This window comes from Enterococcus sp. HMSC078F03 (assembly GCF_001811595.1).
Lineage (GTDB): Bacteria > Bacillota > Bacilli > Lactobacillales > Enterococcaceae > Enterococcus > Enterococcus faecalis.
Map to the genome: position 1 here is coordinate 68,634 of NZ_KV805554.1, position 26,265 is coordinate 94,898.

General features: G+C 35.7%; 23 protein-coding genes and 2 tRNA genes. 9 read left to right on the top strand and 16 right to left on the bottom strand.

All coding sequences use genetic code 11. The annotated features are described in order from the left end of the window. Window positions 1-132: 132 nt before the first annotated feature. The 3 genes from HMPREF2810_RS05180 to HMPREF2810_RS05190 all read left to right on the top strand — a co-directional run bounded on the left by HMPREF2810_RS05180 (window position 133) and on the right by HMPREF2810_RS05190 (window position 3,679). Window positions 133-1,383, top strand: coding sequence for an extracellular solute-binding protein (locus tag HMPREF2810_RS05180; protein ID WP_048942462.1), 1,251 nt, complete (start codon window positions 133-135; stop codon window positions 1,381-1,383). A gap of 85 nt (window positions 1,384-1,468) precedes the next feature. Then, window positions 1,469-2,812 carry a carbohydrate ABC transporter permease gene (locus HMPREF2810_RS05185; RefSeq protein WP_010715141.1) on the top strand — a complete coding sequence of 448 codons (1,344 nt, stop codon included), beginning with the start codon at window positions 1,469-1,471 and terminating at the stop codon, window positions 2,810-2,812. Between the two features lie 3 nt (window positions 2,813-2,815). Next, window positions 2,816-3,679 (top strand): sugar ABC transporter permease, encoded by an 864-nt coding sequence (locus HMPREF2810_RS05190; protein ID WP_002360454.1) that lies wholly within the window; start codon window positions 2,816-2,818, stop codon window positions 3,677-3,679. Window positions 3,680-3,716: 37 nt separating this feature from the next. Here HMPREF2810_RS05190 and HMPREF2810_RS05195 read toward each other — a convergent pair whose 3' ends face one another. After that, window positions 3,717-4,226, bottom strand: coding sequence for a MarR family winged helix-turn-helix transcriptional regulator (locus tag HMPREF2810_RS05195; protein ID WP_002365578.1), 510 nt, complete (start codon window positions 4,224-4,226; stop codon window positions 3,717-3,719). Between the two features lie 124 nt (window positions 4,227-4,350). On the opposite strand from HMPREF2810_RS05195, the gene HMPREF2810_RS05200 reads away from it, so the two are divergent. The 3 genes from HMPREF2810_RS05200 (at window position 4,351) to HMPREF2810_RS05210 (ending at window position 7,967) form a co-directional block, all read left to right on the top strand. Then, the gene (locus tag HMPREF2810_RS05200) at window positions 4,351-6,690 is read left to right on the top strand and encodes an ABC transporter ATP-binding protein/permease (RefSeq protein ID WP_010715140.1); all 2,340 of its coding nucleotides are present in this window, start codon (window positions 4,351-4,353) and stop codon (window positions 6,688-6,690) included. A gap of 163 nt (window positions 6,691-6,853) precedes the next feature. Then, entirely contained in the window at window positions 6,854-7,309 is a 456-nt protein-coding gene (gene camE, locus HMPREF2810_RS05205; RefSeq protein ID WP_080114282.1) for a plasmid sex pheromone cAM373 precursor, read from the top strand. 196 nt (window positions 7,310-7,505) lie between these two features. Further along, window positions 7,506-7,967: a hypothetical protein gene (locus HMPREF2810_RS05210; RefSeq protein ID WP_010715138.1), complete on the top strand. Its 462-nt coding sequence runs from the start codon at window positions 7,506-7,508 to the stop codon at window positions 7,965-7,967. Window positions 7,968-8,008: 41 nt separating this feature from the next. Here the strand turns inward: HMPREF2810_RS05210 and trxB are convergent, their stop codons facing one another. Beyond that, a complete protein-coding gene (gene trxB, locus HMPREF2810_RS05215; RefSeq protein WP_002357780.1) occupies window positions 8,009-8,923 on the bottom strand; it encodes a thioredoxin-disulfide reductase in 915 nt (304 codons plus the stop codon). Window positions 8,924-9,091: 168 nt separating this feature from the next. Beyond that, window positions 9,092-9,523 (bottom strand): cupin domain-containing protein, encoded by a 432-nt coding sequence (locus tag HMPREF2810_RS05220; protein ID WP_010715137.1) that lies wholly within the window; start codon window positions 9,521-9,523, stop codon window positions 9,092-9,094. Window positions 9,524-10,007: 484 nt separating this feature from the next. Here HMPREF2810_RS05220 and HMPREF2810_RS05225 point away from each other — a divergent pair, with 484 nt between their 5' ends. After that, complete coding sequence (locus HMPREF2810_RS05225) at window positions 10,008-10,712, top strand: LytR/AlgR family response regulator transcription factor (RefSeq protein WP_002399975.1); 705 nt, start codon at window positions 10,008-10,010, stop codon at window positions 10,710-10,712. Between the two features lie 278 nt (window positions 10,713-10,990). Next, the gene (locus tag HMPREF2810_RS05230; protein WP_224785632.1) at window positions 10,991-12,022 is read left to right on the top strand and encodes a sensor histidine kinase; all 1,032 of its coding nucleotides are present in this window, start codon (window positions 10,991-10,993) and stop codon (window positions 12,020-12,022) included. 21 nt (window positions 12,023-12,043) lie between these two features. Here HMPREF2810_RS05230 and HMPREF2810_RS16210 read toward each other — a convergent pair whose 3' ends face one another. The 8 genes from HMPREF2810_RS16210 to HMPREF2810_RS05270 all read right to left on the bottom strand — a co-directional run bounded on the left by HMPREF2810_RS16210 (window position 12,044) and on the right by HMPREF2810_RS05270 (window position 22,967). Further along, on the bottom strand, window positions 12,044-12,778 hold the full coding sequence (locus tag HMPREF2810_RS16210; protein WP_002419795.1) for a hypothetical protein: 735 nt from the start codon (window positions 12,776-12,778) through the stop codon (window positions 12,044-12,046). After that, complete coding sequence (locus HMPREF2810_RS05240; protein WP_002378341.1) at window positions 12,750-13,463, bottom strand: ATP-binding cassette domain-containing protein; 714 nt, start codon at window positions 13,461-13,463, stop codon at window positions 12,750-12,752. The genes HMPREF2810_RS16210 and HMPREF2810_RS05240 overlap by 29 nt, the downstream gene beginning before the upstream one ends. An 8-nt stretch (window positions 13,464-13,471) precedes the next feature. Then, window positions 13,472-14,230 carry an ABC transporter permease gene (locus HMPREF2810_RS05245; RefSeq protein WP_002419796.1) on the bottom strand — a complete coding sequence of 253 codons (759 nt, stop codon included), beginning with the start codon at window positions 14,228-14,230 and terminating at the stop codon, window positions 13,472-13,474. Then, window positions 14,208-15,152: an ABC transporter ATP-binding protein gene (locus tag HMPREF2810_RS05250; RefSeq protein WP_002419797.1), complete on the bottom strand. Its 945-nt coding sequence runs from the start codon at window positions 15,150-15,152 to the stop codon at window positions 14,208-14,210. Before HMPREF2810_RS05250 ends, HMPREF2810_RS05245 begins: the two co-directional genes overlap by 23 nt. A 22-nt stretch (window positions 15,153-15,174) precedes the next feature. Next, window positions 15,175-16,047: a hypothetical protein gene (locus HMPREF2810_RS05255; protein ID WP_002363835.1), complete on the bottom strand. Its 873-nt coding sequence runs from the start codon at window positions 16,045-16,047 to the stop codon at window positions 15,175-15,177. After that, complete coding sequence (locus HMPREF2810_RS05260; RefSeq protein WP_010715135.1) at window positions 16,011-17,144, bottom strand: ThiF family adenylyltransferase; 1,134 nt, start codon at window positions 17,142-17,144, stop codon at window positions 16,011-16,013. The genes HMPREF2810_RS05255 and HMPREF2810_RS05260 overlap by 37 nt, the downstream gene beginning before the upstream one ends. Before the next feature lie 661 nt (window positions 17,145-17,805). After that, window positions 17,806-18,513, bottom strand: a complete 708-nt coding sequence (locus tag HMPREF2810_RS05265) for a GntR family transcriptional regulator (RefSeq protein WP_002357800.1) — start codon at window positions 18,511-18,513, stop codon at window positions 17,806-17,808. A 206-nt stretch (window positions 18,514-18,719) separates the two neighbouring features. Beyond that, complete coding sequence (locus HMPREF2810_RS05270; RefSeq protein WP_010715134.1) at window positions 18,720-22,967, bottom strand: 2-hydroxyacyl-CoA dehydratase; 4,248 nt, start codon at window positions 22,965-22,967, stop codon at window positions 18,720-18,722. 175 nt (window positions 22,968-23,142) lie between these two features. Here HMPREF2810_RS05270 and HMPREF2810_RS05275 point away from each other — a divergent pair, with 175 nt between their 5' ends. Beyond that, window positions 23,143-23,754: a TetR/AcrR family transcriptional regulator gene (locus HMPREF2810_RS05275; protein ID WP_002357803.1), complete on the top strand. Its 612-nt coding sequence runs from the start codon at window positions 23,143-23,145 to the stop codon at window positions 23,752-23,754. Between the two features lie 55 nt (window positions 23,755-23,809). On the opposite strand, the gene HMPREF2810_RS05280 is transcribed toward HMPREF2810_RS05275, so the two are convergent. From HMPREF2810_RS05280 to HMPREF2810_RS05300, 5 genes are all read right to left on the bottom strand, one after another. Then, window positions 23,810-23,989 carry a hypothetical protein gene (locus tag HMPREF2810_RS05280; RefSeq protein ID WP_002357804.1) on the bottom strand — a complete coding sequence of 60 codons (180 nt, stop codon included), beginning with the start codon at window positions 23,987-23,989 and terminating at the stop codon, window positions 23,810-23,812. Window positions 23,990-24,143: 154 nt separating this feature from the next. Further along, window positions 24,144-24,215 (bottom strand) — tRNA-Gln (locus HMPREF2810_RS05285). Between the two features lie 9 nt (window positions 24,216-24,224). Continuing rightward, window positions 24,225-24,305, bottom strand: a tRNA-Tyr gene (locus tag HMPREF2810_RS05290). A 96-nt stretch (window positions 24,306-24,401) separates the two neighbouring features. Further along, complete coding sequence (locus HMPREF2810_RS05295; RefSeq protein ID WP_002357806.1) at window positions 24,402-24,635, bottom strand: DUF2969 domain-containing protein; 234 nt, start codon at window positions 24,633-24,635, stop codon at window positions 24,402-24,404. Between the two features lie 146 nt (window positions 24,636-24,781). Then, window positions 24,782-26,251, bottom strand: coding sequence for a flotillin family protein (locus tag HMPREF2810_RS05300; protein ID WP_002365565.1), 1,470 nt, complete (start codon window positions 26,249-26,251; stop codon window positions 24,782-24,784). Window positions 26,252-26,265: the final 14 nt, after the last annotated feature.

Consider the following 26,265-nt stretch of genomic DNA (forward strand, 5'->3'; position numbering starts at 1 on the left):
CACTTTAAATAAACAGCATGTTATTTATAACAAAAAAAACTTTTTTAACTTTCTCGATGAAAAACACTTGATTATTTCCGCAATCGGTTGCATAATAAGACTTGTAAAAAATAATTTTTGGAGGGTTCAAAAATGAAAGCGAATTGGAAAAAGATTTTAATGGGCGGTATCCTTTTAAGTGCTTCCGCGGTTTTACTTACTGCCTGTGGTGGTGCAGAAAAAACGAAAGCTGAAAATGAAAGCGGTTCAGCAAATAAAGCAGCTGGTGACGTAAAATTATGGGTTGATACTGAATATATGGGCGTCTTTAAAAAAGTTGTCGCCGATTTTGAAAAAGAAAACCCCGATATTAAAGTTAACTTAACTGCTGGAAATTCGGCAGATGCTAAAAAAGACATTGCAAAAGATCCTAAAGCTGCCGCAGATGTTTTCATGATGCCACATGATCAAATTGGTCAAATGGCAAAAGCTGGTCTGATTTACCCTAACACAAAATATGAAAAAGAAGTCAAAGAAAACAATATCGACTCAGCAGTTGCAGGGGTCACTTGGAAAGACAAAGTCTATGCCTACCCTTATGCCGTAGAGTCACAAGTTCTTTATTATAACAAAGATACGTATTCTCCAGAGGAAGTCAAAACTTGGAAGTCTTTAACTGAAAAAGGCAAAATCGGTACCAATTTTGGCGAAGATGGCGCAAATTATATCTTCGGTCCTCTATTTATGAGTAACGGCGATTACTTATATGGTGAAAATGGCGAAGATCCAAAAGGTACCAACTTTAATAACCAACAAGGTATAGAAGTATTACAATGGATTGCCGATCAAAAAAATAATCCTGGTGTGATCCAATCAAATACAGAAGCATTGTCTAATCTAGGTTCTGGCAAAACGGATGCCTTCCTTTCTGGTCCTTGGTCTAAAAACGATGTAGAAAAAGCTCTTGGCGACAAAATGGGGGCTGCTGCCTATCCAACCATTGATTTTGGCAATGGAGAAAAACAAATGAAAGCTTTCTTGGGCGTTCGTAGTTTTGCTGTCAACCAACAAACACAAGCACCATTGGCCGCAATGACATTAGCAAACTATTTAACAAGTGAAAAATCACAAATGACTTACTTCAAAGAAATCGGTTTTGTCCCTTCAAACAAAAAATTACAAACAAACGAAGAAATCACACAAGATACTGTTGCAAAAGCTATCTTAGAAATGGCGCAACCAACTCACTCTGTGGTAATGCCAAAAATCCCAGAAATCGTTTCATTCTGGCCTGCGATGGATGCAGTGATCAATGATACGTACAAAGGCAATATCAAACCTGCGGATTATCAAGCAAAATTAGATAAATTAGTCCAAGACACATCAAAAGAAGCAAAAGAATAAAAAGAGTAAAGAAATGGGACGAGCTTCAATCTGCTGTCCCATTTCCTCTATCTTTTTTATTTAAGTAGAAAGTGAGTGAACGAAGATGTTCAAGAAAAAGAAAGCCCAGGCGTCATTTCGAGAGGTCTTTAAAAAAGGCGACTTCGCTACAAAACTATCTTTTTTAGTTATGGGTGCTGCAAACTTCGCCAACAAGCAGTGGTTAAAGGGAATCATCTTTTTAACAGCTGAAATTGGCTTTATCTATTGGTTAATCCGTAATGGTTTCCACGCATTAATGATGCTAGGAACACTAGGGACCCAACAGCAAGGATTAGTATATGATGATTCTTTAGGGATTGAAGTTCTAAAAGAAGGCGATAATTCAATGCTCTTATTATTATTCGGAATTGCAGCAATTTTAGTCTGTTTATCGCTAATCATTTTATATGTAATCAATTTAAAAAGCGCCCGTCACCTATATGAATTAAAGACAGCCGGCAAAAAAATTCCAACAACTATGGATGATTTACGTAGCTTGTTAAACGAACGTTTCCATGCAACTTTAATGACGATTCCCTTACTAGGCGTTCTTTTCTTTACCATCTTGCCGTTGTTATATATGATTTCCATTGCCTTTACCAACTACGACCATAACCATTTGCCACCGAAAAACCTTTTTACTTGGGTTGGATTGGCAAATTTAGGTAATGTAATCACAGGCGATATGGCTTCAACGTTCTTTCCAGTACTTGGCTGGACCTTGATTTGGGCTGTTTTTGCAACCGCAACTTGTTTCTTTTTTGGAATCATTTTAGCCTTGCTTATCAATACAAAAGGCTTAAAATATAAAGCGTTTTGGCGGACTATTTTTGTCATCACGATGGCCGTACCTCCGTTTGTTTCACTTTTAATTATGCGAAACCTCTTAAATGGTTCCGGACCTATCAACGCTCTGTTGTTAAACTGGGGCTTAATCGATTCTTCTATCCCCTTCTTAACAGATCCGAATTGGGCAAAATTAACCATTATTGTTGTCAATATGTGGATTGGTATTCCTGCTACGATGTTAATCTCTACAGGGATTATCCAAAATCTCCCTGAAGATCAAATCGAAGCTGCTAGAATTGACGGCGCCAATAAATGGCAAATTTTTAAAAGTATTACGTTTCCACAAATTCTATTTGTGATGACCCCGGCGCTGATTCAACAGTTTATTGGCAACATCAATAACTTCAATGTCATTTATCTATTAACAGGTGGTGGGCCAGCCAATTCTAACTTCTACGGTGCAGGCTCAACTGACCTTTTAGTTACCTGGTTATACAAATTGACTGTCGATACAATGGATTACAATTTAGCCTCTGTGATTGGTATTTTAATCTTCATTCTCTCCGCAGTCTTCAGTTTAATTGCCTATACACGGACGAATTCATTTAAGGAGGCGTAACTTATGGCTAAAGCAAAAAGTTACCAGAAAAAACAACGTACTGCACTTACCAGCGTTTACATCATTTTAACCATTTTAGCAGTTTTTTGGATGTTCCCTATTGTGTGGATTATCTTAACAAGTTTTCGTGGCGAAGGCGGTGCATTTGTTCCCTATATCATTCCCAAAACATTCACTTTAGAAAACTATAAAGTATTATTAACAAATCAGACTGGCAACTTCCCCTTTGTCCGTTGGTTTTTGAACACCTTGTTCGTTTCCATCGCAAGCTGTCTGTTATCAACTTTTATTACAATCGCAATGGCTTATGCGCTGTCACGGTTGCGTTTCCGCTTAAGAAAACCATTTTTAAAAGTGGCGCTCGTTTTAAATATGTTCCCTGGTTTTATGAGTATGATTGCCGTTTACTATATTTTAAAAGCCTTAAATTTAACTGAAAGTTTATTCGCTTTAATTCTGGTTTACTCTGCAGGCTCGGCGCTAGGTTTTTACATCGCCAAAGGGTTCTTCGATACCATTCCGATGGCTTTAGACGAATCGGCTATGATTGACGGTGCCAACAAGTGGCAAATTTTCACAAAAATTACGTTGCCATTATCGAAACCAATTATTGTCTATACTTCTTTAACCGCCTTCATGGGTCCTTGGATGGATTTTATTTTCGCAAAAGTTATTATGGGTGATAAAGTTGAAAATTACACCGTTGCGATTGGTCTCTTTTCGATGATGACCAAATCAACAGCTAATTCACTATTCATGGCTTTTACAGCTGGATGTGTGCTAATTGCCATTCCAATTACTATTTTATTTATATTAATGCAACGTTTCTATGTAGAAGGCGTGACTTCTGGCTCTGTCAAAGGCTAGAAAAAACATCGTTTGGTTTATAGCCAAACGATGTTTTTTATTTTTTGGCGTTGTTTTCCTTACACGTTTTTCTTCGTAGCGCTTGATAATTGGACAAAATTTTCATGACCGCCAAAAAGTGTTGATTGACTTCTTGATAATCCTCTAACGAAAGAACACTAAGTGTTTCAGATAGTTGCTGTTTTACTTGATTTTCTTTTTGCTTAAAGAGCTTCTCGCCTTCTTTTGTCGTATAAACATTAACCACGCGGCGATTTTCCTGATTATGGCGACGTTGAACAATCGCTCGTTCTTCTAACCCCGCAATAGAGCGACTCACTTGAACTTTCGACGTTCCTACTTGGTTGGCTAACTCCGTCATACTAATTCCTTCATTCGTTGCCACAATTAATAAAATTAACATGTCTAACTTGGTTAATTTTAGATCCTCCAAGTCTAGGTCTTTAAAAAGCAATTGGCTCATATATGAAAAAATTTCAGTAAAGACACTAATATCTAAATTTGATGAATGCTTCTCTTTATCCATATGTTCTCCCTCGTTTCCCACCTAGTGTATACTAAATTCACTTGATTATCAAATGGTAATGATTGATTTTTGTTAACTATTATGTTACGTTATACACTAACTTAAGGTTGTGTTGTTGATAAATTGGAAGAAGGATGCGAAAAATATGCTAGAACTCAAAGAGATAAAAAAATATTATACTGTCGGCGGAACGACCACTAAAGCTTTAGATGGCGTCTCTGTCGCTTTTCGAAAACAAGAATTTGTAGCCATTCTGGGTCCCAGCGGCTCTGGTAAAACGACGATGTTGAATGTAATTGGCGGATTGGACAATTACGATTCTGGTGACTTAATCATTAACGGCAAATCAACAAAAAATTTTAAAGAAGCCGACTGGGATGCTTATCGGAATAACTCAATTGGTTTTATTTTTCAAAGTTACAACTTAATTAGTCATCAAGGGATTTTGGATAATGTCGAGCTTGGTATGACACTAAGTGGTATTTCAAAAGCAGAAAGACGCCAAAAAGCCGAAGATGCACTCATCCGTGTCGGTTTGAAGGACCATATCCATAAAAAACCTTCCCAATTATCTGGCGGTCAAATGCAACGGGTTGCCATTGCTCGCGCTTTAGCTAATGATCCCGATATTTTACTTTGTGATGAACCAACTGGTGCATTGGATTCAGAAACCAGTCTGCAAATTATGGCACTTATCCAAGAACTTTCGAAAGAAAAATTAGTCATTATGGTGACCCACAATCCTGAATTAGCTCATGAATACGCTGATCGAATTATTGAATTTTCAGATGGCCAAATTCGGCATGACTCGCGTCCTCATATTGAACATGAAAAAAAAGAACCTTTCGAATTAAAACGCACCAAAATGAAATTCACGACTGCGCTGCGTTTATCTTTTAATAATATCCGCACTAAAAAAGGGCGAACTTTTTTAACCGCCTTTGCTTCAAGTATCGGAATTATCAGTATCGCGATTGTCCTTTCTCTTTCAACAGGATTCCAAAAACAAATTGATAAAACTCAGTCGGAAACGTTAGCGCAATTTCCGATTACCATTTCTAAAATAGCGACCGATCAAGATCCAGAAAGTTTCAATAATCAGGACAAAAAAGGCACCTTCCCGAAAGAAAAAGAAGTGACTGCTAAAATTAGCGATGCGGACCGTGCGCAACACACGAATTTAATTGATCAAAAGTTTATTGACTATGTCAATCACATTGATCCTGAATTAAGTAATAATATCGGCTATACTCGTCTAGTCAATATGAACTTATTAAGAGAAATCAACGGGAAAGCACAAACTGTCAAATTTTCAAACGATGCACCCGACGGCCAATCAAACGCGATGGCTTCTATGATGGCTGCCCAAACTGGCGTCGGCGTTTCTGCTTTTCCTAAACAACTAGAAAATGGAAAAAACAATTTCTTAAAAGACAATTACTCGTTGCTTGAGGGAAATTATCCAGAAAAAGAAACCGATGTCGTTTTAATCGTCGATAGTAACAATACCACCAATATTAATGCTTTAAAAAATCTTGGCTTTGACGTGAAAGATAATCAAAAGATTGCCTTTTCAGACATTGTTGGCACAAAAATGAAATTAGCCAATAATAATGCATTTTACACCAAATTACCGACAGGCAACTTCATTCCTAACCAAGATTTGCAAGCTGTTTACGATAACCCAGAAAATACTGAATTAACAATTTCAGGGATTTTGCGAATTAAAGATTCTTCAACAATGAATCTATTAGCACCTGGAATTGCTTATAGCGATGCACTTTCAACTAATATGATTGCCAAAAACAAAACCTCTGACATTGTTAAAGCGCAAGAAGCCAGCAATACTAACGTTATGACTAACGAAACATTAGATGCTTCCGCGAAAGAAAACCTGTTGTCTTATTTAGGAGCGAATGAAATTCCTTCAAGTATTATGATTTATCCAAACGATTTCAAATCAAAAGATAAAATTCTTGATTATTTAGATGCTTATAACAAAGGAAAAGATAAAAAAGACCAAATCATCTATTCTGATTTAGCTGGAACAATGACCCGCTTAACAGGTGGTTTAATGGATGCCATCACCTATGTGCTGATTGCATTTGCTGGGATTTCCCTTGTTACAAGTATGATTATGATTGGAATCATCACCTATACTTCTGTCATTGAGCGAACCAAAGAAATCGGTATCCTGAAAGCGTTAGGAGCTCGTAAAAAAGATATTACCCGGGTGTTTGATGCCGAAACTGCTATTTTAGGTGTTGCCTCTGGCATTCTTGGTGTTGTGATTGCTTTTCTCGCAACATTTCCGATTAACGCAGTACTCTATAACCTGACTGATTTAGAAAATGTTGCCACCTTAAATCCAATTCACGGTATTATTTTGATTGTAATTAGCACAATCTTAACCATGATTGGTGGCCATATTCCTGCCCGAATGGCAGCGAAAAAAGATGCGGCAGTTGCTTTACGTGCAGAATAAATAACAAAAAAACAATCCTTTAATTTCTCTTAAAGGATTGTTTTTTATTTGTATTTCTTATAAAACCTCCGTATACTAAGTGATTGTGAATACTTAATAAAAGGAAACGAGGTAATTTCATGTTAAAAAAACATTTTTACTATTTTTTTCACTTTTAGGAGCTATTTTTATTTTAGCTAGTTGTGGCATAGGAAAAGATGCTGTCACAGATGCTAAGTACAAAGTTAGTTTGCAGCAAGCTGCTGAAATCTACGAAAAAGAAGCTGGCAACAGCAAACCATTAGTAAATGTCCAATTTGATACAAAACCAGAAAGTGACTACAGCTATATCTTTACCAACGATACAGAAACACTTTACGTGAATCCTGAAACAGGAAAAGTCACCAAAAATACTGAAGCAAATCAACTTGGCGAAAACGAGACAGCCTTTTCAGCTGCTGAAGTCAAAGAATTAGGCGCTGTTAACGACGTCTTAGCCAAAGCAAAAAAAGAAGTTGGAGGACTTTCTCCACGTATTTTGACTTGGAAGTTAACCAAAAATAACAACAAACTTGTTTATACAGTAGATGTTAAAACGACTACGGCAGATGAAAAAGTTACCTTAGATGCCAATAAATAAGTACAAGCGTATAACTTATCACTAAATAACCAAATCTTAAAATACTCTTCGGGACAGAACCTACGCTTTCGGAAAGCTTAACATTTTCTAAAGCCGATCGTTCTGTCCTAATTTCATTCTTTTAAGCAATAATAATTGTTCGTTACCCCTGCTACCGTTATACTTAGTTTAAAAGAAAAGATGGGAGTATCAATTCATGGTTTATACAGTTGATTTTAAAGAAGTAGCCACTCTTGGTTTAGAAAGTTCACCAGTGGCACCTGCTCTTGCTGGACTAAGAGCGAATGAAGCTCGCTATTTTTGGAATAAATACAAACATCGCTTTACGACCGTCCCTGCCTCTGAAGCTCCAGAAACATTGGCCTGGATTGAAAAAATTTTATTAGAACGAGAATTACATTTCCCTTACAAGCCACTTGAAAATTCTTCTTTCACTTTAGATGGCATAAAAATGGCCTATGTATTTTATGAAAACGGCTTAGCAGTTAACGTGATGTACACATTAGCTGATAAAGGCAAACGCGCCGTTGGGTTTAAACTTTCAGACGGTATGGCAATTCCTGCAGAATTTGAAGGAAAATTCAAATTTGCTCGTCAAAAATCAAAATTAGCTGGAACCATTCGCGGCTCTTATTTTGGCATTAAAGGAACCTATTAAAAAATGCTTTTGCCTTTAATAATAAAGGCAAAAGCATTTTTTTATTTTAATTCTTCAATGTAGTTAAATACTTGTTGTCCAGCAATACCGCCTTCACCGACCGCTGTCGTGATTTGACGCAATGTTTTTTCACGGACATCACCAATGGCATAAACACCAGGAATTTTTGTTCTCATTTCTTGGTCTGTTTCAATCCAACCAGCCTCATTCGTAATACCAGCTTTCTTAAATGGTTCTGTTAATGGATCTAGCCCCACGTAAATGAATACGCCGTTTGCTTCAATTTCAGAAACTTCATCTGTTTTAACATTCCGGGCTTTCACACCTGTCACAACCATTTCATTGCCAACAATTTCTTCGACAACTGTATCCCAAACAAAGGAAATCTTTTCATTTGCAAAGGCACGATCTTGAATGATTTTTTGCGCACGCAATTCATCACGACGGTGAACAATCACTACTTCAGAAGCAAATTGCGTTAAATAGATTGCTTCTTCAACTGCAGAATCGCCGCCGCCAACGACTACTAAGCGTTTATTTTTAAAGAAAGCACCGTCACAAACGGCACAATAAGAAACACCACGGCCAGCAAATTCTTCTTCGCCTTTTACACCCAATTTTCGGTGTTCACAGCCTGTTGCAATAATTACCGCTTTAGCTTCATAAGATTTGTCATCACAAATCACTTCTTTATAAGATCCGTGGTCTTCAATGCCCATCACAATGCCATACGCATTTTCCGTACCAAATTTCTCTACATTTTCATACATTTTATAGGCCAATTCTGGACCCATAATAGAATCAAAGCCTGGGTAATTCTCTACCTCAGCAGTGTTGTTCATTTGCCCACCAGGCGCACCGCGTTCAATCATCAATACAGAAAGATTGGACCGTGATGCATAAAGTGCTGCCGTCATCCCAGCAGGACCGGCACCAATGATAATTACATCATACATTTTATTTCCCCCAAAATTTTAAGTAAGTTTACTTTACTCCTTAAACAATTTCTTGTCTACTTTTCTGCCCTTTTTTGACATTCGGAGTAGGTGTGTCTATTACGTAAGTTATTGTACCACGGTTTTGTGTTTTCTAGGAGGGGGAAAAGAAAAGTTTAAAAATAACGATCACAACGAATCATTTATTTTTAGAAGCCGTTGTACTGCCGCATCAGAGAATTCTTCTTTATCATTTTTTATGCATTCTTGTTGATTTTGCCCTTGCGGAACAAAACGAAATACTGTAAATGATGCAGATAACGTATCAGGATTACTAATCCGATGAAAACTATTATGCATCCGAATAAGTTCTCCTCCTGCACAAATTCTTGAAATAATTTGCTGATTTTCTAGCTCTTCTATTTTCACTTTTCCCGACTGCACAAGTAAAACTTCTTCGATTTTGTGATGCCTATGCCAACCTTGCACAGTTTTTCCTGGCAAGCTATTTATATGTATTTCAAACTCTGGAAATAGAAAATAATTTACTTCTGTTCCATCTGGCTTTTTACGAAAGATGGCCTCGTCTCTTGTTAAAATTTCTATATATTTCTGTAACATGGCAGGCTCCTTTTAACTTTTTTTATAGCCGAAAGCTATTCTTTCAAACTAAATTTGAAGCTACTTTCTGAAAATTCAAGTTCCTTTAAATATACTTTTGTTACCGTTTGAAAATCACTTTTTTAAACAATTGACTGTTCAGTATCAATATCCACTAATCCATCTGTTCATCAGAAACACTTCTACTCTTCTCAAGTACCGCTATGGTATACATTAACCTTACTACTAGCATTATAGCATCAAGTTTTAATCATATGTAGATTTAAAAAAATTGATAGCACTCTAACTGATGCTTTCGCTGTTCATTTAATTTACATGATTATTTTTTAGATGCTAATTAAATGTTTGTCAGTAAGCTGAATTTTTGATATCTTTATCCAGATTACTTATGTCGGTTTATCAGTTGTGCTAACAAAAAAATGATTGTTTTTAAAGATAATTTAATTCATAATATATATAGAATGAAAAAAAGGAGGTTTTATTGTTGAAAGTTGCTATTTGTGATGACAATCCAACGTTAACCGAAAAAATAAACACGATGCTATTTAATTATAACCCAAATATATTTGAAACCTATACCTACTACAATCCTCTCAAGTTAGTCAATCAACTTGACCAAGAAAATTTTGACTTTTTTATTTTAGATATAGAAATGAGTGAAATGAGCGGAATAGACTTGGCAAAAAAAATCCGAGAACGTGATATTTTATCACCTATCGTTTTTTTGACGAGTTACAAAGAATACATGGAAGAAGTCTTCCAAGTACAAACTTTTGATTATTTATTGAAACCGCCTACGGAAGATCGGTTGCACCAAGTTTTGGAAAAACTGAGACAACAGCTAGAAAAAAAAAGAAATTACTTTGTATTTTCTAGTAACAAAGTTACTTATAAAATACCAACCAAAGATATCATTTATTTCGAAAAAGATAAAAGACAAGTATTGATTCATACAGTTGGAGAAATCTACAAACCCTATATGTCAACGAATCAGATAAACGAACAACTTGATACGAATTTTGTGCAAGTCCACTCTTCTTTCATAATAAATTGCGCTTATATAAAAGAGTTAGGAAAAAATTTCCTATTAATGGATTCTAAAGAAAAATGTATTGAAATACCAATAAGTAGGCGCTTCAAAGCCGCCGCTCATAAAAGTATAGTTATGTCCATGAGAGGAAAGATATAATGCTTGATATAACATTACGAAGCCTAAGTTTGTTAGTTTATTTATTTCTTATCTCTTATTTTTTTTCTAATTGGTCAACAGCTATTAAAAATCATAGAGAATTTTATAATGTCATCTGGATTGTTATAATCATATCAGCCATGGTTACGATTATATTATCCAATGCTTACATACCGAACATTTATTTACCGTATCTTAACTTATTACTAAGTTTCATTTTAACTTACACTATTGCTATGCTACACTCAGTCCCTTATCTCGACTCGGCCGTATGGACAATGACACTTATATCAATAAATTTAATCTGTGAAGTATTGTCGTTACACTTTACGAAAATAATTTTAAATGCAGAATTAACATCCTATGGTAGCCCTACTTTTTTCATAACTTCAATAACAATTACAACTTTGATTGGGGTAGCCTGGATAGTCATACTTAAATTTTCAATAGTTAAAGAAGCAAAGTCTGAATTATCGACAAACTTATCATTTATTGTGATTTTATTACCTATTCCCATACTATCAATAATCATTTTATTTGGGCTTTTAATAGGAAACAACAATGACAAAATTTCTGAGATTACTATTACGATTAGTGTCATATTTTTAAACATCTGTGTAATTTTTCTTTATAAAATTACTATAGAATATCAAAAAAATCAATATGATCTTACTTTGAGAAAAAAAAATATCGAAGTGGAGTATAGAATTTTAAATGAAATAAAGAGAAACAGAACTAACGTTTTAAAATTAAAACATGATTTGAAGAATCAATACTTAACAATCCTCGGACTTATCGAAAATGAAGAAGTTAATGAAGCTATCGATTATATTAAGAGTAGTTTTGATATTTTAGAACCACCAACAAAAACTTATGCTGCCGATGGAGTATTAAACTACCTATTGAATGAAAAGCTTGCTGAAGCAAGAAAGAATCAAATTAATGTTGATCATCAGATATTTGTCTCTAAAAATATAAAAATTAATAATGACGTTCTAACTATTGTAATTGGAAATATAATTGATAACGCCATACAAGCATCGAAGAGAATCAAGCCGATTGACAGATATGTCAATATAATTATCAAGCAAGTCAATAATGATTTATTTATTGAAGTATCTAATAACTATAATTCTGAAGAAATTTTTACAAGAAAACATAGAAAAGATAAAGGTTTAGGAATGAAAAACATTGGTGATCTCTTACAACAATTAGGTGGTATTCAACGTCACTGGACGAAAGAACGTAGATATTTTGTAACTATAGTTATATTTAATGTATACAAAGGAAACAAATGCGGTGATAACTAATCAAGTAAATCACCGCATTTGTTAGTATACTTCCATGTCGCATAATTTATCAGAAAATTTCAAAAATAACCAAACAAGCATCAATCCCATAATCGTTGAAAATAGGAACGTTATAGTTGGAAAATTCATAAGACCCATAGCAGAAAAATTCGAATATATTAGCATTAGTACCACTGACGTTATTATTGAAGCAATTTCCGATTGTTTCCAAATTGAAATTATTTCTGACAATATCAAAATTACGAATAGTAGACTACAACTTGTAACTATGGTAATAAAACCAAGGTAAATTTCAAAAAATAAATTTGAACTATGAAACTTCAAAATTAAGTTAAGCAAAACCTCAGTCACAAATGAAATAAGAAGCGCACTTCCAAAGCTAGATAAGATTATCACGTAAAAAGAACTTGTTTTTTTTACGAGAAGCTCTTTTCGATCAATCGGAAAAAGAAACGTTCTATTCCGGTGATTGCCAACATAAAATCGTACAAGCTCTTTCCTTAGTAATACAGCTCCATAAATTGATATGCCGCACATAGAAACAGTGTTCGATAATGCTATAATTCCTTGAAATGACGAGATCGTATCAGCACTTTCATCAAATACTCCCACAAATGAGAAAAACATAAAAAATAACATTTGGATTACCAGTGTAATTAAGAAAACTTTAAACCAAACATTTTTAATTTTATCTAATTCATATCTATAAACATTCAATTTTGAGTCACTAATCATGTTTTCTCTTTTGTTCATCATAATACTCTTTCAACCCCTCTCTATACTCTTCTCGAATCTCAACCATTGATTTTGGTTCTTGTACATTGCCTTTCTCTATAAATATAACGTCATCAAGAAATGTTTCCATATCTCTCAATATATGACTACTAATTATCAACACTCTATTTTCGGACAAGGTCTTAACATTCTCAATAAATAACTCTACACCATCAGGATCTAAACCGTTAAATGGCTCATCTAATAATACTAATGAAGGGTTGTGAGCTGTAGCAAGACCTAGCAAAAACCTTTGTTTCATTCCTAAAGACATCGTATTAAACTTTCTTTTTTTATTTACATTTAGACCAACATCCATTAATAGAGTCTCTATCATTAACAAATTTTTTAACTTGTAATAAAAAGCATGGTCATTGTATATATCTTCAAGCATAAATCCATTTAAACTATCTGAGTTAACAAAGTTAGTACCCACTTGCAATAATATTTTAGGGTCTGCTATTTCTACTTGCCGATTGTCTATTTTAAGTATTCCACTATCAGGTCTAAGCAAACTACATAGACATTTCATCAAAGTTGTTTTACCTGCACCATTCGGACCAACTAATCCATAAATTTTCCCTACTTCTAAATCTAATTGATCAACCTTTAAATTGAATGTATCACTTACTTTTTTATATAAATTATTTATATTTATTGTTTGCATTTTGCAATTCAGTCCCTTCTTGACAATGAAATAAGTGAAAGTAATGTAGTTAACACGAACCAAAAACAAACTACAATAATATTAGAAATATTAACAGTATTCTGTTCATAAAACAGTGATCTTATCAAATTACTCGATGGAACAAATGGTAAAAATTCAAAAAAGTTCACTAAAGCAGAAGGCAATCTATCTGTTGGATAAGTAATAGGCGAGAATAAAAGTCCACCTATCATAATTATCTGAGTTGCTAATCCTACTACATTAGGTGTTAACCAATATGCCAAAGCAAAACCTATAGAGATCATACATAATTGAATTAGACTAAGAATAGCTAGGGCCTTCATTGAGAATCTAATTTGGACATCGAATCTTAAATATGCCGCTAAAAATGACATAAACACCCCAGGTAGTGAGGCCATTCCCCAAATTATAAAGTCGGAAATTAATATGTTCAACCGAGAAACTGGCAATGTCCTTTGATAGTCCACAATGCCCTCCTGTTTTGCTGTACTTACTATTTGAGCAGCAAGAACGCACCCTACCGCAATAATCCCAAGAGTAGTTGCTCCAGATGACAGATAGATAGCTGTCTGATTATTCACATCTGGTATTAGAAGTGCTAACCCGTAGACAATTGCTAATGATAGAAATACTTGAGTTAATGTAAAAACAGGCAATAAGTATTTATGTCTTAATAAACTCCACCCTACTAAAGCAAATAATTCCTTAATCATTGATTTTCTTCTATAATTTTTTATCATTTTCATCTATTAACTCTCCATAGGTTTCATTTAAGGATTTTGGGGAAACTTTATAATTTTGAACTTTTCTTTCTATTACTAATTTCATGACCCAGTCAACTGCTTCTAACACTTGACTGTTCTCTAATTCCATTTCTATCATTAATTCCTCATCGTTTATGTTAGTCTGAATTGCACTCGGTACTATTACACTCTTCAAATCACTTAGATTAAGAAAGTTAACAGTCATATAATTTCGATCGTTTATTTTTATAGACTGTTTTTTTAAGTTCTTATCCTCAAGAACCTTTCCATGATTCATTAGAATATATCTATCAGCATATTTTTCAACTTCTAAAATATTGTGTGTGACCACGATGATTATATGCCCCTTATTAGATAATTCTTTCAGATATCTCCATATTTTTTGCCGTCTAATAGGATCCACATCATTAGTAGGTTCGTCAAGGACTATTATTGGAGAAGGATATACAACGGCCATTGCAAATGAAGTGAGCCTTCTAAGTCCGCCTGAAAGTTTCTGTCCTGGTATATCTTTCCATCCATCTATTTTTAATTCTTTTAAAATTTTAATACACTCTTCTTCAGCTATTTTCTGACTGCCTCCTCTTATTCTTATTATTGACTCGACAGATTGAGCCATCGTTATACCTGCCAAGGGAGCATGTAGTTGAGGCATCATAGAGACATATTCTCTTGCAATTTTACTATCTCTCGCAAATGATAGACCATTAAATGTTATAGAGCCCTTTGTTGATTTCGTTATACCTATAATCTGATTCAACATTGTTGTTTTACCAGCGCCATTATGTCCAGCTATGGCAGTTATTTCACCTTTATTAAAGCGCAAATTTATATTATCATTTGCATAGCTCTCTGATTTCTTGTACTTTTTACTTAGCGAATGTAATTCTAACTGTTGATTCAAAGCAAACCTCCTATATTTAGACTTAATTAAATTGATTGATAACAGGTTGGAACCATAACCAAATTATCATTGCTAGCACACTTATGCTTATTACTTTAATAATGATTAATTTCATAATTGCGACCTCTTCAAAGTAGAAAGGATTATCAACCACAAAAGAAATCAAAATGTTAATATCTGTTTTTTGTATAATGATAAATTGCCACAATATCCTTGTTATAAGTATTGATGCCGCAATAGAATTAACTCCAACACTTTTATTATTCATAATCAAAAAAACTAACAAGAATATTGCATCCGACGACATTCCAGAGGTGATCGCCGTGATTCTACCAAACCTACTCCACGTCCATACATGAGTCATAGGTATCGTAGCAACGGCTTTAACTATGTTTAAATTGATTTTCCTTGAATTCCTTGAAAATATAATGTGCATAAATTCATGAAAAGTTGTAGATACGATTGAGACAAGAATAGCAATTAGAAGAAATTTTAAAGGATTTGTAAACAAAACATTTACTGCACTTCCAAAAGGAGACCCCTTGATTACGAATAAAAATATGCTAATCGTAAACGCAACAATACCGTTAACATCAATCAGGAAAGAGGAGCTTTTAAATAAGATATTCTTAGGCTCGACAAATAGCGGCTTATAATCATCTCTCTGATCGGCTTTTTTTATCATAATTTTATTTTCAACTAATTCATTAAGTACCTCTTCTTCGATTAGTTCGGATGAATTAATTTGTCTCGCCACTTCATCACTCAACACTAATAGTTGATTTTCTTCTGATACATAAACCCAATCGCCATTGTTTAGCTTACGTTTTAACGTACGAGCTTCGGTATAGTCTCGGCCTATTTCTTCTCTTGATAATATTGAAATATTTCCCATTGGGAGACATCTCCTTTACCACAAGTTGGACATTCACTCTCAAACCTTGGCCAAGTTTTATGTGTGAACGAGTTTCCGTCCTCATAGTTAATTTCATATTGCGTTCCCAAACTTTTTGGCTCAGCATATCTTGTTACCACTCTTATTAACTCATCTACAATTGATGCTGTTAATTGAAAGATACCAGGACCATAAGCTATGGATGGGGGAGCAAATTGAATATTTCTAAAACCTACAAATTGTTCAACAAATTTAGGGTCATTTTTACTGAAGTTCAAATTCATGCAATCAAAGCATCCTGTTTTCTGGGGTATTACAGTGTATACTCTTCCTCGGCTAACCTGTGAGGCACCAAACACGCACGGCAAACCAACTTTTACAATAGCTTCATTCACAATTCTATGTATAAGGAAAGGGGGTTCATCAATAGCGCAAACAATGATATCTATTCCTTCTGTCAATTCAACAACATCATTCACATCTATTATTTTTTTATCTACAGTTTCAACGTTAATATTTGAGTTCATTTCATTAATGGCTCTTTTAGCAACTACAGTTTTCTTCTCACCAATATCTGCTTCTCTATATAGTAATTGACGACCTAAATTACTTGTTTCAACTCGGTCATAGTCCACCATTCTGATCATCTTGGGGCCAAGACCCGCTAGTAACGTTAGAATATTTGATCCTCCTCCACCAAGACCTAATAATAGTATTTTCAAGTTATTTATCTTTTCCTGTATTTCAAATGTATCATCATCAGCTTTACAGTACCTACTAAAGTAATTCACATTAGCTAAGTATCTATCTTCAATCATTCTACCAGGAAACGTCTCCTCGATTAGACCTTCATCATTTAAAAAATCTATCCCTTCTTCGATATCTTTTACTGTTAATTCCGGATATTTCCTCTTCATTTCTGTGACAACTTCATCAAATGATCTAACTCCATCGAGTAAATTAGATAATGTCCAAAATTGACCTTCATCATCATCAAATTCAATAGTGATTCCTAATTGGGCCCCAACTCTAAATCTCTCTTTATTTAATTGATACAATGGATAGATTGGTTTTATTCTGGGATATTTATACTTCATTTTTTTCACTCCTTATTAAAAAATGACGAGATATTTCTATCTCGTCTAACCGTTATTTGGTTATCAAATTAGATAATAATCCACCATGCTGTTGCATCAACTGTATCGGCTTTACGTACGTTAATTTTTTTCATTCCGCATCACTCCTTCCGCTAAACTTTTTATTGAAAAAGAAAATAAATTTCTCTTTCAGTATATCTATATAATAACTTTGACAATCATAAGTATTATTGATTGGTAATAATTAACAATTTCAATGTAACAATTTGCAAAACAACTGATAATTTTGCAACTTTTTGATTAAAGCGTTGAACGGGTATATCTTATATTAGGTTACAGTTTAAAAAAGAAATATAAAAAATGGACAAGAACGAACTACAGCCAAAAAAAGAACAGAAGCAAATAAACTAGCAGCTATTATAAGTTTATTTTTAACAATATTTATAGCGGGACAAACCATCTCACTTTTCTGGTATTCAGACTTGCTACTCTATTCAATATTTATTTGAATTGAGATGCTTTCACTAATTTTAATTTGAATTCTACCTTATAAGTTCATAAAAATAACCTCCAAAAATTGTATTTTTCAGATACAACTTTTGGGGGTTAAAATATCTTACCTCAGCCTATTCCTCGGCATTTTTCCATACTTATCATTTCTCTACTTCTCTAAATAAAACTCAAATCGACTTCCTGCATACTGCGTACGAACATATTCAAAAGGTAGTCCGTTTTCAAAATAGGATACTTGGCGCACACGCAGAATCGCATCGCCTCGTTTAATCTCTAAGTATTCTGCGATCTGTTCCGATGCTTGAACAGCAGAGATTGTTTGGTTAGAATGGCCAATTTTGTGGCCAGATTTGGCTTCAAGTGTTTTATAAAAAGAGTTCGTGATTTCAGATTTGCCATATTGCGAGACCAATGAATAAGGAATGCTCGCCACCTCAAAACAAATCGGAATGTCATCCGCAAAACGAATTCTTTCCATTCGTAAAATTGAATCTTCTGGACCTAGTTGTAATTTTTCCATCTCACTAGAACTAGGTTTCGCTACAAAATAAGACACCGTCCGACTAGAAGGAACGCGATTTTGAGACAAGGTAATTTCTGTAAAACTAGTGGTACCTGTCATTGTTTCTTGAACTTTCTTACGTGCTACATACGTTCCTGAACCAATTTTTCGTTCTAAAATCCCTTCGTCTGCTAAAGTCTGAATGGCTTGGCGTAAGGTCATTCGACTAACATCAAATTTCAAGGCTAATTCTCGCTCAGAGGGCAAACGATCCCCGATACTCCAGACACCTTTTTCAATATCTTCTTTGATTTTATCGTGAATTTGAATATAAATTGGTATATTTTGAACCATTTACGCTTCCTCCTCTTCGTTCATCTCCTCTTCTATTATAACTGGTATAGACCGTATAAACAACCAAAAAATGATAAATAAAAGAGGAATTGGAATTTTTATCAAAGTTGGTCTAGTTGCATGCTTTCTTTTTATAACAAAAACATTTGGCTTAGTCAGTAAAAAGTGACCAAGTCAAATGTTTTTAAACGAATTTCTATTAGTTATTATCTTTTTACATTTTCTTCTTTCAACAACTTGTTCGCTGTGGCCATCATCAAACGGATTCGGTTCAACTGATTGACCAAAGATACCCCTGGATCATAATCCACCGCCGCAATGTTTGCTTGCGGATATTGACGTCGTAGCTCTTTCACGACCCCTTTTCCAACAATATGGTTCGGTAAACATCCAAACGGCTGCATACAAACGATGTTATTCACCTCATGTTTTAAGAGCTCAATCATTTCAGCTGTTAAAAACCAACCTTCACCCGTATGATTGCCAATTGATAAAATTTTACTTGCGTCTGCTGCCATATCATAAATGGAATGAATGCCATCAAAACGGACCGACTTTCTCAATGCCTTATCCATTGGTTTTTCTACCAATTCAATGATTTTTATCGCAAATTCTGCTAAACGTTTGCTTTGTTTTGACATGCCCATATTTTCGTATTTCCAAATTTGATTGTACAAAGAATAGTTCATAAAGCCAACAATATCTGGCACAACTGCTTCAGCACCTTCTTCTTCTAGCAAACGCACAATATCATTATTCGCTGTCGGCGAATATTTCACTAAAATTTCCCCGACCACACCGACTTTTGGTTTTTTTATCTCCTGTAAAGGAATTTCATCAAACGTCCGAATAATTTTTTTCATGAAGTGATTAAATTGTGTCAGCGAACCATTCCGGACATTGGCTTCCACTCTTTTTAGCCAATCTTGGTGTAGTTGATCCACCATTCCTTTTTCTGTTTCATAAGGTCTTGTTCGATAAACTACTCGTTCGAATAAGTCACCATATAAAAAGGCAACTACTAAGCGTTTGATCATTGGCAACGTAAATTTAAATCCTGGATTGGATTCGACCCCTTTATTACCCATCGAAACTGAAACTACAGGAACTTGAGAAAAACCGGCATCATTTAAGGCTTTTCGTAATAAGGGAATGTAATTCGTTGCGCGACAACCGCCCCCTGTTTGCGTCATTAAGACACTGACATTATCCAAATCATATTGACCACTTTCCAAAGCTTCAACTAGTTGTCCGATAGAAATAATTGCTGGGTAACACGCATCATTATTGACATATTTTAACCCGACATTCACGGCTTCTTTATCCTGCGCAGGCAAACAGACGACATGATAGCCAGAAGCTTGTAATGCTACATCGACTAATCCAGATTGATGAATCGGGCTAAGCATTGGTAACAGTAAAGTATGTGTTTTTTTCATTTGTTTTGTAAACACTATTTTCTCTGGCTCTTCCATTTGCATATGCGGAACAAACTGTTGCTTCTCCCGCTCATTGACAGCCGCTTTCAAGGAGCGCAACCGAATACGAATTGCGCCCAAATTCGCGCCTTCATCGATTTTGAGGACTGTATAAATTTTGCCAGACCGATCCATGATTTCTTCTACTTGATCGGTTGTCACAGCATCTAAGCCGCAACCAAAGGAATTCAGTTGGACAAGTTCTAAATTTTTCGTCTTAGCCACTACTTTAGCCGCCGCATATAAGCGAGAATGATAGACCCATTGATTCACCACACGTAAATTCTGCACGTCTCCAAGATGCGAGATACTGTCTTCTGTCAAGACATGGAATCCTTCCTGTGTAATGACTTCGGCAATGCCGTGATTAATTTCTGGATCCAAGTGATACGGTCGTCCCGATAAGACAATTCCTCTCTGGCCTTTTTCGGTTAACATGGCTAACGTTTCTTCGCCTTTTTCTTGAATTTCTTTTTTAAAAGCTGCTAATTCTTGATAACCATGATGCAGCGCTGTTTGAATTTCTTCTAGGGAAATCCCTAAATCAGCAAAATTTTCAGCTAAAACTTTGGCAACTGCAGCTTCATTCGCTAAATTAAGATAGGGATTTCGATAATCCACTTGGCCCTCTCTGATGGCATCCACATTATTTCGAATAACATCTGGGTAGCTTTGCACAATTGGACAATTAAAATGATTATCCGCTTCCACTGTTTCTTGCTGTTCAAAAACAACACCAGGATAAAAGATAATTGGCACTTGCGCATCAATTAATGCTTGAATATGTCCATGCGCCATTTTCGCTGGGTAACAAACCGTATCACTGGGAATCGTTTCAAGGCCTTGTTCATAGATTTGCTTATTAGAACGTGGCGATAATTCGACCCGAAAGCCCAAGTCAGTAAAAAATGTATGCCACAAAGGATAATTTTCATACATGTTTAGGACTCTAGGGATACCCAAACGCCCACGAACCGCTTTATTTTCCCGCAAAGGTCGGTACTTAAATAACTTGCGGTACTTATAATCAACCAAATTCACTTTGCGTTCTTCTCGTTTAATTTTAATTCGCGCACCACGTTCACAGCGATTTCCCGTAATAAATTGGCGCCCATCTGAAAACACTGTGACCGTTAATTGACAATTGTTTTCACACAAGCCGCAATGAGTAAATTCCTTTTCAGAGGTAAATGCCGCTAACTCTTCTAAAGAAAGAAGCGTGGTTTCTTCCCCAATTTCATAAGCGTCCAAAGCAATCAGCGCTGCCCCATAGGCCCCCATCAAACCAGCAATAGAAGGACGAACCACTTCACGACCGCTAATTTTTTCAAAAGCTCTCAAGACCGCTTCATTGTAAAATGTTCCTCCCTGGCAGACAATCTTTTCTCCCAACTCTTCAGGTCGGCGAACCTTAATAACTTTATAAATGGCATTTTTGATGACTGAATAAGATAGTCCAGCAGAAATATCGCCGACAGAGGCCCCTTCTTTTTGAACCTGTTTCACTTTTGAGTTCATAAAAACAGTACACCGAGAACCTAAATCAACCGGCGCTTGCGATTCTAAAGCCGCCAAAGCAAAATCCTTCACGTTATAGTTTAAGGATTGCGCAAAGGTTTCAATAAAAGAACCGCACCCAGAAGAACAAGCCTCATTTAATTGAATGGAGGAAAGCACGCCATTTTTAATGGTCATCGCTTTCATATCTTGTCCTCCGATATCCAAAATAAAATCCACACCTGGCTGAAAATGGTTGGCTGCTTTGTAATGGGCCATCGTTTCAACTTCACCAATATCGACTTTTAACGCATTTTTTATTAGCTGTTCTCCATATCCTGTAACAGCCGCTTTTCCGATAAAAACTTCTTCAGGCAGTTGTTGATAAAGTGATTTCAGTACTGTCATGGTGGTTTCTAAAGGTTGCCCTTGGTTATTACCATAAAAAGAAAACAACAAATGACCATCTTCATCAATCAATGTGACTTTTGTCGTTGTGGAGCCTGCATCAATCCCTAAAAAGGTCACGCCAGTATGTTGAGATAAAGGTTTCTCCGTTGCTTGGGCTTGCGCGTGTCTTTCTCGAAAATCTGCTAAATCTTCTGCGCTGTTAAATAACGGTGGTAACGTGTCGCTCGGCTGTAAATCAGTAGCCTGGCTGTTCACTAAGCGCTGAATTAATTCTTCCAATGTACATTCGCCTGCATCTTCTGAATAAAGTGCTGCTCCCATTGCTACAAACAGTTGCGGTTGTTCTGGAAAAATAACATCTTCTGGCTGAATTGCTAAGGTTTCAACAAACCGTTTTCTCAATTCTGACATGAAAAATAAAGGTCCCCCTAAAAACGCTACTTTACCTTTAATTTTGCGACCAGCAGCTAACCCAGCGATTGTTTGATTAACTACCGCTTGAAAAATACTCGCCGCGATATCTTCTTTCGCTGCTCCTTCATTGATTAAAGGTTGAACATCTGTTTTGGCAAAAACCCCACAGCGGGAAGCAATCGGATAAATAGTTTGATAATTCTTCGCCAATTCATTCACTCCATTGGCATCCGTTTTAAGTAAAACAGCCATTTGATCGATGAAGGCGCCTGTCCCACCTGCACAACTACCATTCATTCGTTGCTCTAAAGCACCATCAAAAAAAGTGATTTTCGCATCTTCTCCGCCAAGTTCAATAGCAACATCCGTTTCTGGGATTATTGTTTCAACAGTTCGTGTACACGCGATAACCTCTTGAACAAAGGGAATCCCTAATACCTCAGCCAGCCCCATACCACCAGAGCCAGTTATGCTCATTGTCACAGGTTGGTCTGCACCGATCCTTGCTAGCCCTTCTTTTAAAATGCGTTCCGTTGCTGCTTTGACATCTGAAAAATGGCGTTCATATTTTGTAAAAATAGGCTGATTTTGCTTATTTAAAAATACTAATTTTACTGTCGTTGACCCAACATCAATCCCTGCTCTCATAACCATCAATTAAAATACCCCTTCATTTTTCAACAGTTTGTTGATTATTATACAAACTGTTTGTTATAATAGATATACCTATTTTAGAAAGGTTCTAAATGATTTGCAACAAGCAATTTACCCTATTTTGTGAGATAAACAACAAAGTTTCCGCGAATGTTGACTATCTCGAAAGGAATTTATGATGGCAAAGAAAACAGACCTTAGAGTACAACGAACCAGAAAAATGATTATTGAAGCTTTTTTTAAACTTGTAGAAACGAAAGGCTACGAAGCGGTGACGATTCAAGATATTGCTGATGAAGCTATGATTAATCGTGCGACTTTTTATGCTCATTTTAAAGACAAACAGCATTTATATGATGCAATCTTCACCTTTACGCTTAGTGCTTTCACCGCTATTCTTGATTCGCAACAACTGGTTAATGGCAACCGTGTCCGCGTGAAGCACATTGAAGAACTTCTGACGCAGCTCTACATTAACATTCAAGAGAACAAATCTTTCTTCTTAACTATCATGGACAATAATTTCAACGAACACTTTCGAAAACGCTTAGCTGAAATTATCGAAGAAAAATATGCGACGATTTTTTCGCAGTTGCGTATTACCGAAAATGATATTGACGTACCGATAGATTTTGTTATTGAATACATGACCTCTATCTTCATCGGTACCCTTCATTGGTGGATTACTAGCGAGACGGATATGACACCCAACCACTTAGCCCAATTAGTTATCAAATTAGTCGGTAATGGGCATTTAACTGTCTTAGGCATCGAATTAGAAAAATAAAAACACCGGAGTAGACAATAATTTTGTCTGCTCCGGTGTTTCTGTTAAAGACGAATTAGTTTTTTGAACGCCATTTGATATTGTGGGCTGTATTTCTTGAAGAAGTGACTTTAACACCACTTTTGATGTTGCCTTTTTTACGAGGAATTAAGTCAACTTTGACATCATACTTACCATCGCGTGCTAAATCGTAAACATTTTCAACCATTTCTGTAATTTTTTCTTTAAAGTTCATTCTTATCAACTCCAGACTATTCTTTCTTAATACTTTAGCATATTCTTATATAAATGAAAACTTTTCTAGCCTGTACATGAGGAAAATCTTACCTCATTTTTGTTATATAATTATACAAAAAAAGAACATCTCTCTACCAGAAATGTTCTGAAAACTGGGGTAGCTGGATTCGAACCAACGCATGACGGAGTCAAAGTCCGTTGCCTTACCGCTTGGCTATACCCCAAAAAGAAAATGGAGGAAAGTGGATTCGAACCACTGAACCCTAAGGAACGGATTTACAGTCCGTCGCGTTTAGCCACTTCGCTATTCCTCCAAAAAGTCATTGTCGCTGTAACGACCTGACTTAGTTATAATACAATCTTTTCCAGAAAAAAGCAACCCTTTTTTTAAAAAAATTGTTATTTATTTTTTATTCACTTAAATTCCATTGACGAATAATTGTTTCAAAGGCTTCGTCCAGATTTTTTGCTGTACCTTCTTGCTTGCCATCAATTTCAATGATGAATTTTTTATCATTTTGCGGAATGACACGACCGATTTCTTTTTTACCAATAAATAATTTGTTCATTAAAACATTCGCTCCATTGTATTGGGCTTTTTCTTCTTCGACACGTACTTCAATATCTTTATTCTTTTTTGACATCTCTATCCCTCCAAGAACTCTATGTTATCAGAATCTTTGAAACAAAACAAGCACTCGCTATTTCTCTGTCAGATTGTTCGTTTATCGTTTCAATGCAGCATTAAGGAGTAACGAAATGCGATTCGCTACTCCTTAAAGGCTGATTTCTATTCTTTTTCTGAACCTTCTGCTGCATGATAGTTCACGCTATTTGAGGTACCTTTTTTAGAAAAGTTTTCAATTAGCTCTTTCACGTCAAGGCCCGTTGTTTCTTTTAGTGTTTCTTGTGTACCAGCCAACAAGTTTGTTGCATAATTGGTAATACGGTTGGCGCCAGAATTTTCGCCACCTGCGCCTGTATCTACCACTGAAATCTTGTCGATGTTGCCCAATGGTTGTGCTGCTTCTTTCATTAATTGTGGCAACATTTCCATCACCATACTTAACACAGCTGCTTCACCATATTCTTTGAAGGCATCAGCAATCTTTTGTTTGGCTTCGGCTTCCGCTGCACCACGAGCTAAAATAGCTTCGGCTTGCGCTTGACCTGTTAAACGCGTTTTGTTGGCTTCCGCTTCGGCTAATGCTTCAACTTTGAAGCGTTCTGCTTCGGCTTCTGCCACTTCACGTGCTTTTTGAGCAAGAGCTTCTTGTTCACGTGCATAACGATCTGCATCGGCTTTTTTCTTCACTTCTGAGTCGTATTGTTTTTCACGACGCGTAATTTCTTTTTCTTCTAACTCAATTTGTTTTTGACGTTCAACGACTTTGACTTCCATTTCTTGTTCCACCACGTGTTGTTGTGCACGCGCGCTTTCCAAGTTATAGGCTTGGTCTGCTTTGGCTTTGGCAATGTCTTGTTCTTGTTTGTATAACGCTAATTTCAATTCTTTTTCTTTTGAAGCTTCTGCAATTTCTGTTTGACGTTGCAATTCCGCTTGTTGTGATTCTTTTTCAGCTTCCGCTTTTTTGATACGAGTTTCTTTCAAGGCTTCTGCTTCAGCAATATCTGCATCACGTTTAACTTGAGCGATTCTTGGTTTCCCTAATGAATCCAAGTATCCATTTTTATCACGAACTTCTTTAATTGTGAACGACACAATAACTAAGCCCATTTTAGCTAAGTCAACACTGGCAACTTCTTGTACACTTTGGCTAAATTTATCACGATTTTGGTAAATTTCTTCCACTGTCATTGAACCTAAAATCGAACGTAAATGTCCTTCTAATACTTCACGTGCTTCATTTTCTAATTCTTCCGTTGTTTTTCCTAAAAATTGTTCCGCTGCTGTCGCAATTTCTTCAACTGACGAACCAATTTTAATGATTGATGTCCCATCACACATCACAGGAACCCCTTGTTCTGTGTACACTTCTGGTGTAGAAACATCTAATTTACTTGAAAGCAAACTAATTCGATTTGAACGTTGGAACACTGGTAAGACAAACGCACCACCGCCACGAACGATTTTAATTTTGTTGCCACCTTCGTCTACATGAACATTTTTAGAGCCTAGATAGCTCCCGCTGATAATTAACGCTTCATCAGGTTTGGCTGTCTGATATTTAGAAACAAACACAATTAATAACATTAATAATACTAAAACTGCAATAATAATCGGTAACAAAATCCCCATTTTCTTCTCTCCTA